Here is a 10,999-nt window from a genome sequence, read left to right on the forward strand (position 1 = left end):
CGGAATGGAATATGGATGAAGCATGCTTAAATTAATATAAAAGCGTAAGTGGAATTAGTTGTATTAGCACTTTTTCCTATGGTAATATTGTTTGTAGTTTTTCCCGCTTGGGAGGAGGTAAGTAATGAATCGGATATTTCGTAATGTGATCTTTTATTTACTCATATTCTTAGTCGTTATAGGCGTTATAGGGGTATTTAATGGACAAAATGATGAAGCAACAGAATATGATGTGCAAGAATTTACAAATGTATTAAATAGTGGTGACGTCGAAGAAATGACGATGCAGCCATCAAATGGAATAATACGCATTACTGGTGAATTGGGTGGAGGAGAACAGTTTGTCGCCCAAATTCCTGATAATACGGAAATTGTCTCGAATATTACACAACAAGCCACTGAACAAAGTGTACTTAATGTGAAAGAAGAGGAACAACCAAGCGGATGGGTAACTTTTCTAACGACGATGATTCCATTTCTAATATTAGGGTTATTTTTCTTCTTTATTCTAAGCCAGGCTCAAGGTGGCGGCGGCGGACGCGTCATGAACTTTGGTAAGAGTAAAGCGAAAATGTATACTGAAGATAAGAAAAAAGTTCGCTTTAAAGACGTAGCAGGTGCAGATGAAGAAAAGCAGGAACTTGTTGAAGTTGTTGACTTTCTGAAGGATCCGCGTAAATTTACAGCTGTCGGTGCACGTATTCCTAAAGGTGTACTACTGGTAGGACCTCCAGGTACAGGTAAAACATTACTTGCACGTGCAGTTGCAGGTGAGGCAGGCACACCATTCTTCTCAATCAGTGGTTCTGATTTCGTTGAGATGTTTGTAGGTGTAGGTGCTTCCCGTGTACGTGACTTGTTTGAAAATGCGAAGAAAAATGCACCATGTATTATATTTATTGATGAGATTGATGCAGTTGGACGTCAGCGTGGTGCTGGTCTTGGTGGTGGACACGATGAACGTGAACAAACCTTGAACCAGTTACTAGTTGAAATGGATGGTTTTGGAGCAAATGAAGGAATTATCATGATTGCTGCAACAAACCGCCCAGACATTCTTGACCCGGCATTGTTACGCCCAGGACGTTTTGACCGTCAAATAACGGTAGACCGCCCAGATGTTAAAGGTCGTGAAGAAGTGTTAGAGGTACACGCTAAAGATAAACCATTTGATAGTACAGTGGACCTTAAAACAATTGCAATGCGCACACCAGGATTTTCTGGCGCTGATTTGGAAAATCTGTTAAACGAAGCTGCATTAGTAGCAGCGCGTCATGATCAAACTAAAATTGACATGTTAGCTGTCGATGAAGCAATCGATCGTGTTATTGCTGGGCCAGCTAAGAAGAGCAGAGTTATTTCACCTAAAGAGCGAAACATTGTTGCATACCATGAGAGTGGACACACAATTATCGGTATGGTATTAGATGATGCAGACCTGGTACACAAGGTTACGATCGTACCACGTGGGCAAGCTGGCGGATACGCTGTTATGCTGCCAAAAGAAGATCGTTACTTTATGACGAAGCCGGAGTTATTTGATAAGATTACTGGACTTTTAGGTGGTCGTGTATCAGAAGAAATTATCTTTGGTGAGGTAAGTACTGGTGCATCAAATGACTTTCAACGTGCAACAGCTATTGCTCGTAAAATGATTACTGAATACGGTATGAGTGATAAAATTGGTCCAATCCAATTCACAAGTGGCGGTGGAGAAGTATTCCTTGGCCGTGATATCCAAAACGATCAGAACTATAGTGATGCGATCGCACATGATATCGACCAGGAAATGCAAAACTTTATCAATTATTGCTATGATCGTGCCAAAACTATTCTTACGGAAAATAAAGATAAGCTTGAATTAGTTGCCAAAACACTTCTTGATGTAGAAACCCTGGATGCTAAACAAATTAAAGGACTATTTGAAGATGGTGTACTTCCTGAACCGGAAGAGGACGATAAAGATAAAGCAGCTAAGAAAGAAGAAGTTAAAGAAGCAGATGAAACAAAGGCTTCAGAAGAAGATAGTGATATGAAAGTTAATATCCAATCTAAAAAAGATGACGATGTATCACCAGATAACTATGAAGAAGCTAAACAAAAAGCAGAAGAAAAGAAAGAAAATGAACGCGAAGAAGAAAAAGAAGAAAATGATACAAATACTTCTTCGGATGATAAAAAACAATAAGTTCTCTATCATACAGCACAGCCTCTCATGAAAATGAGAGGTTGTTTTTTGCAGTTGAGAAATTATAACTTACCGTATAAGGCAACTTAGGCTTGGCGATAAGCCAAGGGTTTCTGCTTTTAGCAAACTGAAAAAGGTGGATGAAGTTTGAATACATTAGGCGGAAGTGAATTTCATTCAGCCAATGTTTTGAATATAAGGTTCGTAGGCTTTTTATTGCATTACAGAATTATGGTATATTAATAAGATAGAAAATAACTGCAGACGGGAAGGTTTGGTTGGAAATGCTTTTTGTGCTCGACGTAGGAAACACAAATACTGTTTTAGGTGTCTTTGAGGACGATAATCTAATACATGAGTGGCGTATTAAGACAGATCGTTATAAGACGGAAGATGAGTTTGGTATGCTTGTTAAATCTTTATTGGAACACGAAAGTATTTCATTAACGGATGTAGATGGGGTAATCATTTCTTCTGTTGTACCCCCTATTATGTTTGCACTTGAAAAAATGTGTACAAAGTATTTTAAGCTGCAGCCATTGGTGCTCGGAAAAGAATCGGTACACACGTTTTTAGATATGGCTTATCCAAATCCTGAAGAAATTGGCGCAGATCGAATTGTAAATGCGGTAGGTGCAATCGAAGAATATGGTTCACCATTAGTGATTATCGATTTCGGTACAGCAACGACGTATTGTTATATCAATGAAAATAAAGCCTATCAGGGTGGTTTGATTGCACCAGGTATACATATATCAATGGAGGCATTATACAGCAAGGCATCGAAGCTCCCTAAAATTGAAATTCAGGCCCCGCATAATGTGGTCGGAAGCACGACTGTTGAAGCGATGCAATCAGGTGTTTTTTATGGATATGTTTCACAAGTTGATGGCATAGTAAATCGTATGAAGCAAGAGAATAAAGCTGAGCCAAAGGTGATTGCTACAGGAGGATTGGCCACTTTGATTTCAGATGCATCTGAGACAATTGATTATGTTGATAAGCATTTGACATTAAAAGGCTTGTATTTAATTTATAAGAGAAATATTCAAAAGGAAAAATCCTAGAAGGAGACTGAATACAACATGAAGGATTATTTAGTGAAAGCAACAACTTACAATGGAATGGTGCGCGCGTATGCAGCAACCTCAACCAACACGATAGAAGAAGCACGCCGACGACAGGATACTTGGGCTACTGCATCCGCAGCACTCGGGCGTACTATCACTGTTACTGCAATGATGGGTGCAATGCTCAAAGGTGAAGATTCAATTACGGTAAAGGTCGAGGGAGATGGTCCCATTGGTGTTATGGTTGCTGATGGCAACGCTAAGGGAGATGTCCGCGGATATATCACAAATCCTCATGTTGATTTTGATTTGAATGAACATGGTAAACTAAATGTTGCGCGCGCCGTTGGAACACAAGGAAACATAAGTGTCGTAAAAGATTTAGGGCTGAAAGATAATTTCACCGGTCAAGTTCCTATTATTTCGGGTGAGATTAGCGAAGACTTCACTTATTATTTCGCAAACTCTGAGCAAGTTCCTTCTGCGGTAGGAGCTGGTGTATTAGTTAACCCAGACCATACAATATTAGCTTCAGGTGGTTTTATCATTCAGGTTATGCCAGGAGCTGATGAAGAAATGATTACTCGTCTTGAGGAAAAAATTCAGTCATTCCCAGCTATTTCGACGTTGATTAGGGAAGGGAATTCTCCAGAGCAGATTTTGGAGCGTCTTTTTGGTGATCAGGAAGTCAAGATTCATGAACAGCTTCCAATTTCGTTTCAATGCAAGTGTTCAAAGGATCGCGTGCAACAGGCTATTATTGGATTAGGAAGTGAAGAAATCCAAGATATGATTGATGAAGATCAAGGTGCAGAGGCGACTTGTCATTTCTGTAATGAAGTATATCAATTTTCAGAGCAGGAATTAGAAATACTTAAACAATCAACAAAGATATAGTTGAAAGGAGTTACCGATGAAGAAAAAATTTCTACTGGCAGTAATAGTGGTATTGCTCATCACAAATGTTGCTACTTTGCTTATTTGGAATGGTGATGACAATGTGACTCTCGACAATAAAGATACAGAAATAGATCAAAAAAAACCTGTTGCTACTGTTAATGGTGAGGAAATTTCATACGAACAATGGATGGAATCCTTACGAGGAAATTACGGGGAAGAACAACTTAAGGGAATGATTGACAAAGCTGTTGTGAAGCAGCTTGCAGATGAAAAAAATATTAAAATTAATGATAAAGTTATTGCCAGGGAAATAGCACTTCTTACTTCAATGCAAAGTCCCATGTCTGCGGAGGAAACGAAACAAAAAGAAGACGAGTGGCGTGAGGAAATCTTATATCGTTATCAACTAGGTGCACTTTTAACAGCTGATTCTTCAATACCAGAAGGAGAAATTAAAGCACACTTTGACGAGTACGGTGACCAATATAATTTTCAGGCTTCACTGCAACTTTCGCATATTATAGTGCCGAATTTTGAAACGGCTGAAAAGGTTAAAAAAGAACTCGATAACGGTGCATCATTTGATCTACTAGCCCAAGAATATTCAACCGATGAAGAAACTAAAGCTAGTGGAGGATATTTAGGTCTGTTCGTGAATGAAAGTAAGTTCTTACCTGGGGGCTACTTGGAAGCAGCTTCTGGAATGGATGAACGGACATATAGTGATCCTTTTCAGAGTGATACAGGTGTAGCTATTATTTATCTTCATCAAAAACTGCCATCAATAACATTTGAGTACGATGAAATAAAACCATACATTAAACGCGAGCTTGCTTTAGGAGAATCTAATCAAACGCTGACTGCTGATCCGCTTTGGGATAAATTAGACATTGATTGGGTATATGAAGAATAAGCTAAATTAGATGTAGGTATTTTACCAATTTCATTACGTTTCAGTTGACATTTTTTTGATTTAAACGTACATTATAAATAAATCCTACAAAAACACTAGGAATTAGGAGGAATTGTAATGAGAGTGGCTGACAATATAACTGGCTTGATTGGGGAAACCCCGATAGTAAAATTGAATCGTACCGTAGATGATAATAGCGCAGATGTATATTTAAAATTGGAATTTATGAATCCGGGAAGCTCTGTAAAAGACCGTATTGCTCTATCAATGGTTGAAGCAGCAGAAAAAGAAGGCGTTTTAAAAGAAGGCGACACAATCATTGAGCCAACGAGCGGAAATACAGGAATTGGTTTAGCAATGGTGGCTGCTGCAAAAGGATATAATTCAGTACTCGTGATGCCTGATACAATGAGTAAAGAGCGTCGTAACTTATTGAGAGCTTATGGGGCGGAGCTAGTTTTAACACCTGGAGCCGATGGTATGAAAGGTGCTATTAAAAAAGCTGAAGAATTAAAAGATGCAAATGGCTATTTCATGCCACAACAATTTAACAACGAAGCAAATACAGAGGTCCACGAACGGACAACTGGTAAAGAAATTGTAAGCCAGATGAGTGATGGTCTCGATGCATTTGTGTCTGGTATTGGCACAGGCGGGACAATTACAGGTGCTGGTAAAGTATTGAAGGAAAACTTTGATGATGTAAAAATTTATGCTGTAGAACCGGATGATTCCGCTATTCTATCTGGCGGTTCCCCAGGTCCACATAAAATTCAAGGTCTTGGAGCTGGCTTTGTACCTAAGATCCTAAATACTGAAATTTATGATGAGGTTATACGAATCTCAAATGATGAGGCTTTTGCTACGTCACGAGAAGTTGCAAAACGTGAAGGTATTTTAGGTGGCATCTCAGCTGGTGCAGCGGTTGCAGCGGCAAAAAGGGTTGCTAAGCAACTAGGTAAAGGCAAAAAAGTACTTGCGGTAATTCCTGACAATGGTGAACGCTATTTATCAACACCATTGTACCAATACGATACAGAAGATGAATAATGTTTCATGATTATTCAAAAAGGATTAGCATCCGTAGATAGATGCTAGTCCTTTTTTCAATTTAATACACCTGAAAATATTCTGAAAAAAAGGGGGATGTGGCGCAAACAGTTAGTTTCACCTCATAGACAGGTTGGCGTGCTGATTTGGCGGATCCTCATTCCGTTATTTGCCCTTTTCAGCCACATTTTTCTTTGTTATTGGGTAAATAACGAAACCAGGAACCGTTTCAACCTTCTAGGACGGATCTTTTACTCATTTAACGGAACGACGATTCACTTCACTGTTTTGTGTGATTTATATTCCGCTGATGTCACACCATAAATCGAATTGTGAATGGCCGTTCACCCTTGATATAACATTAAAAATATATTATCGGGTTCACAATGCAAAATCTCGTGTGAATTTTTCATGTTTGAAGTGAATTAGCGCTCTTAGTACCTAATTGAAGATACTTGCGCTTTTGTTCTGCTGTGATACGATAGTAACCGAAATAATCAGATGTGAAAGAAGGTTGTGCCTTGAATTTAAAAACGAACTTGATAACATATGATTTAACTAATCGCACACATATTATGGGGATACTGAATGTAACTCCTGATTCTTTTTCAGACGGTGGAAGTTATACATCTATAGACCGGGCAGTTGAACAAGCAGTTGCAATGGAGAAGCAAGGTGCAGATATTATAGATATAGGCGGTGAATCTACACGCCCAAACCATGAGCCGGTATCAGCCACTGAAGAACTTGATCGTGTTTTGCCGGTTATTCGCAAGGTAAAAGAAGCGGTAAGTATTCCGATTTCAATTGACACATATAAGGCAGAAACAGCAAGACAAGCAGTTAAGGCAGGTGCAGATATCATAAACGATGTATGGGGAGCTAAAAGAGAACCTAAAATAGCTGAAGTTGCAGCAGAATACAATGTCCCAATTATATTGATGCACAATAGAGCAAACAAGAACTATACGTCACTTATTGATGATATGAAGCAGGATTTACAAGAGAGTATCGATATCGCTTTGGAAGCTGGCGTCACAAATGAAAATATAATTCTCGATCCAGGAGTTGGATTTGCTAAAACTGCAGCAGACAATTTGGTTGTTATGAATAATCTGGAGAAATTTGCTGTTCTAGGATATCCAATATTATTGGGGACATCACGTAAAACATTTATTGGCAAAATTTTGGATGTGCCTCCAGAAGAACGTGATAATGGTACTGGAGCAACAACGTGCCTTGGAATTACTAAAGGTGCTCAAATCATCCGAGTTCATAATGTGAAAATGCATGTTGAGCTAGCTAAAATGATGGACGCAATGCTAGGAAAGGGAGGGACGGAAACCCTTGGATAAAATTTTGATTAATCAAATGGCGTTCTATGGTTACCATGGTCTTTTTCCGGAAGAAAATAAACTTGGTCAACGATTTTATGTTGACGTGCAGCTAATGCTTGACCTAAAAAAATCAAGTATGTCTGATGATATGAATGACTCCATCAATTATGGAGATGTATATGAGCTTGTAAAAGAAATAATGGAAGGTAAGCCAAAAAATCTGATTGAAGCTGTTGCTGAAGATATTGCCAAGGATTTATTTCATGAATTTTATTTACTTAAAGCTTGCACGGTGAAAGTTACGAAGCCTGACCCTCCTATACCAGGGCATTATCAATCAGTAGCAGTGGAAATTACTCGGGAGCGAGCGGAATGAAGACTGCATACCTTGCCTTGGGGACTAACATCGAGCCCAGGGAAGAATATTTAACATCAGCACTAGAAATACTGCGAAAAGACAATAATATTCATATTAGTCAACAATCATCTATATATGAGACGGCACCGGTTGGTTATGCTGACCAAGCTGATTTTTTGAATATGGTGATTGAATTGGAGACATATTTATCAGCGTTAAATCTACTGGAACTTTGTCAAACCATCGAAAGGCAATTAGGGAGAAAAAAGCTAATTCGCTTCGGTCCTCGAACAATTGACCTTGACATTTTAGTCTATAATCAAGAAAATAGAAAAACAGACGTTTTAACAATTCCGCACCCTAGAATGCATGAACGCGCATTCGTGCTTATTCCGTTACATGAGATTGCACCTGAATTGTTATTGTACAAAGGTGGTAAGACAGTGTCGGATTATATAAAAGCACTCTCGGAAAGCGACATAAAGGATGTAACGCGATGGACACACAAAGGCTCGGCAGAAGAATAAAGGCGTTTCGCAAACTAAAAGGATATACACAAGTAGAGCTAGCTTATAAATTGGAACTTCCTATTATTACACTAGGCAGTATTGAGCGAGGTAAGCAAGAGGCTTCGGAGAAATTATTAAATCATATAGCTGATACATTATCTGTAAGTAAAAAAGAATTGACTAAAGCGGATGAATCCGCAAAGGAGGAATAATCCATAATTATAACAATACCAAATAGAGTTGTCTTAGCTCGCTTAGATGGTAAGCAATTAATAACAATAAAGAGAAAACAATGAACATGGGATAAAAGGAAACGGAAAAGAAAGAGCACGAATTAACCATATTGAAATAAGAGAAGGCTTGCTGGACATTTTACTCACCTATGTACAAGAGCTGCTGGCAAAGCTTCCTAATCTTGTAAGTTAAAAGCATCTACGAAAGAATTGCCAGTTGCTTGCTGGCGTTTTTTTTGGCAATAAGGAAGTATAAATCCTTTCTTACTGCATAAGCGCAACTAAGGCTTATCTAGATTAGAACTTGCACTCTAAGGAATAAGGGGTTCTAAGAAAGTGAACTACACTTTCATCAGAATGTCTTTAATGTTAGTTTACTAAAATTAGATTATATAAATTAAAGAAATTTTGTTTTTCTATATACTTGTATATAATGTGGGATATTGAGGTCGGTGTTTTGTCGATAAAAAATATTGGAGTGATAGTTGTGTCAGAAGAATTAAATGATCACATGAAAGTTCGTCGTGAAAAGTTACAGTCCTATAAAGAACAAGGTGTTGACCCTTTTGGCGGAAAATTTGAACGAACAGATTTAGCAGAAGATTTAATTTCGAAGTACGACCAATTTTCGAAAGAAGAGCTAGAAGAAAAGACAGATAAAGTCACAATTGCCGGGCGTGTGATGACAAAACGCGGAAAGGGAAAAGCTGGTTTCGCGCATCTTCAGGATTTGAGTGGACAAATCCAAATTTACGTTCGTAAAGATATGATTGGTGAAGAGGCATATGACGTGTTTAATTCAACCGATATGGGAGATATTGTTGGAGTGACCGGTGTTATGTTCAAAACAAAAGTAGGCGAGATTTCAGTAAAGGCGTCAGAGTTCACCTTACTAACGAAATCCTTACGTCCTCTTCCAGAAAAGTATCACGGGCTTAAGGATATTGAACAGCGTTATCGTCAACGTTACCTTGATTTAATAACAAATCCTGATAGCAGAGAAACGTTTGTGTTGCGCAGTAAGATTATCCAATCCATGCGTCATTATTTAGATGGACAAGGATTTCTTGAAGTGGAAACCCCAATGATGCATGGTATCCCAGGTGGCGCTTCTGCTCGTCCATTTGAAACGCATCATAATGCATTGGATATCCCATTATACATGCGTATTGCTATTGAGTTACATCTAAAACGATTAATTGTTGGCGGATTAGAAAAAGTATATGAAGTTGGACGAGTATTCCGTAACGAAGGGGTTTCTACACGGCATAACCCTGAATTTACAATGATGGAACTTTATGAAGCATACGCAGATTTTCATGATGTCATGTCCTTAACAGAAAATTTAATTGCACATATTACAAAGGAAGTATTAGGCGATACTACTTTAATGTATGGGGACTATGAAGTAAGTCTTGAACCTGAATGGAAAAGAGTTCACATGGCTGACGCTGTAAAAGAATATACAGGGGTAGACTTCTGGAAAAACATGAGTGATGAAGAGGCAAGAGCATTAGCTAAAGAACACGGTATTCAAATCCAGGATACAATGACGTTTGGTCATGTTCTAAATGAGTTCTTCGAGCAAAAAGTGGAAGAGGAATTAATTCAGCCCACCTTTATCTATGGGCATCCAGTAGAAATTTCTCCGCTTGCTAAAAGAAATGAGGAAGACGAACGGTTTACTGATCGCTTTGAATTATTCATTGTCGGTCGTGAGCACGCAAATGCCTTTAGTGAATTGAACGATCCTATTGATCAACGGGAAAGGTTTGAATCGCAAGTTAAAGAAAGAGACGAAGGAAATGAGGAAGCACACTTAATGGATGAAGACTTTCTGGAAGCATTAGAATATGGTATGCCTCCAACAGGTGGTCTGGGTATTGGAATTGATCGCCTTGTCATGCTATTAACCAACTCACAATCAATTCGTGATGTATTGCTATTCCCGCAAATGCGTAATAAACAATAAGCTTATATAGTTGAACAACTTGGCATAACTGTAATTTCTGTGCGAGTTGTTCTTCTTTTTTAGTTTTAGCAGTTAAGAAAGTATAAATACTTTCTTACTGCATAAGTGCAACTAAGGCTTGGCGATAAGCCAAGTTTTCTAAAATCATTGTTGTGACAGGATTGGATAAAATACCCAATAATTTTTATGTATTTCCTATTGATTTAGGGTAATAATCATGGTAAATTATTAAACGTTGCTTAAATAACTGCAACAAAACATTATCATCTTTTTCAGCGATTCTCTTGCATTTTTCTAATAAACAAGATTAAAAAATTGTTGACTTTGTTGTTGAAAGATGGTATATTAATTAAGTCGCCATTTTGAGAGGCGAAAACGAAATTTGCTCCTTGAAAACTGAACAAAACAACCAGTATGTCAAGAAAACAGGTTAAAAGTTAAACTTTTAAACCCTGATTTCAATTATTAA

10 protein-coding genes are annotated in these 10,999 nt (G+C 38.2%); all 10 read left to right on the plus strand.

Annotation, left to right across the window (positions count from 1 at the left end; genetic code table 11):
* The first annotated feature begins 124 nt into the window (after positions 1–124).
* The 10 genes from ftsH to lysS all read left to right on the plus strand — a co-directional run bounded on the left by ftsH (position 125) and on the right by lysS (position 10,530).
* Entirely contained in the window at positions 125–2,188 is a 2,064-nt protein-coding gene (ftsH, locus tag J2Z82_RS16710) for an ATP-dependent zinc metalloprotease FtsH (protein ID WP_209481952.1), read from the plus strand.
* A gap of 284 nt (positions 2,189–2,472) precedes the next feature.
* Positions 2,473–3,255, plus strand: a complete 783-nt coding sequence (locus J2Z82_RS16715) for a type III pantothenate kinase (RefSeq protein WP_209481953.1) — start codon at positions 2,473–2,475, stop codon at positions 3,253–3,255.
* A gap of 18 nt (positions 3,256–3,273) precedes the next feature.
* Entirely contained in the window at positions 3,274–4,155 is an 882-nt protein-coding gene (hslO, locus tag J2Z82_RS16720) for an Hsp33 family molecular chaperone HslO (RefSeq protein WP_209481954.1), read from the plus strand.
* Positions 4,156–4,171: 16 nt separating this feature from the next.
* A complete protein-coding gene (locus J2Z82_RS16725) occupies positions 4,172–5,071 on the plus strand; it encodes a peptidylprolyl isomerase (protein ID WP_209481955.1) in 900 nt (299 codons plus the stop codon).
* A 117-nt stretch (positions 5,072–5,188) separates the two neighbouring features.
* Complete coding sequence (gene cysK / locus J2Z82_RS16730; protein ID WP_209481956.1) at positions 5,189–6,121, plus strand: cysteine synthase A; 933 nt, start codon at positions 5,189–5,191, stop codon at positions 6,119–6,121.
* Positions 6,122–6,642: 521 nt separating this feature from the next.
* The gene (gene folP, locus J2Z82_RS16735) at positions 6,643–7,476 is read left to right on the plus strand and encodes a dihydropteroate synthase (RefSeq protein WP_390314298.1); all 834 of its coding nucleotides are present in this window, start codon (positions 6,643–6,645) and stop codon (positions 7,474–7,476) included.
* On the plus strand, positions 7,469–7,834 hold the full coding sequence (gene folB / locus J2Z82_RS16740) for a dihydroneopterin aldolase (RefSeq protein ID WP_209481957.1): 366 nt from the start codon (positions 7,469–7,471) through the stop codon (positions 7,832–7,834). Before folP ends, folB begins: the two co-directional genes overlap by 8 nt.
* Positions 7,831–8,343, plus strand: coding sequence for a 2-amino-4-hydroxy-6-hydroxymethyldihydropteridine diphosphokinase (gene folK, locus J2Z82_RS16745; protein WP_209481958.1), 513 nt, complete (start codon positions 7,831–7,833; stop codon positions 8,341–8,343). Before folB ends, folK begins: the two co-directional genes overlap by 4 nt.
* Positions 8,313–8,537 (plus strand): helix-turn-helix domain-containing protein, encoded by a 225-nt coding sequence (locus tag J2Z82_RS16750; protein ID WP_209481959.1) that lies wholly within the window; start codon positions 8,313–8,315, stop codon positions 8,535–8,537. The genes folK and J2Z82_RS16750 overlap by 31 nt, the downstream gene beginning before the upstream one ends.
* Positions 8,538–9,045: 508 nt before the next feature.
* Positions 9,046–10,530 carry a lysine--tRNA ligase gene (lysS, locus tag J2Z82_RS16755; RefSeq protein ID WP_209481960.1) on the plus strand — a complete coding sequence of 495 codons (1,485 nt, stop codon included), beginning with the start codon at positions 9,046–9,048 and terminating at the stop codon, positions 10,528–10,530.
* The last annotated feature ends 469 nt before the right edge of the window (positions 10,531–10,999 follow it).

The organism is Virgibacillus litoralis (assembly GCF_017873675.1).
Classification (GTDB): Bacteria; Bacillota; Bacilli; order Bacillales; family Amphibacillaceae; genus Lentibacillus; species Lentibacillus litoralis.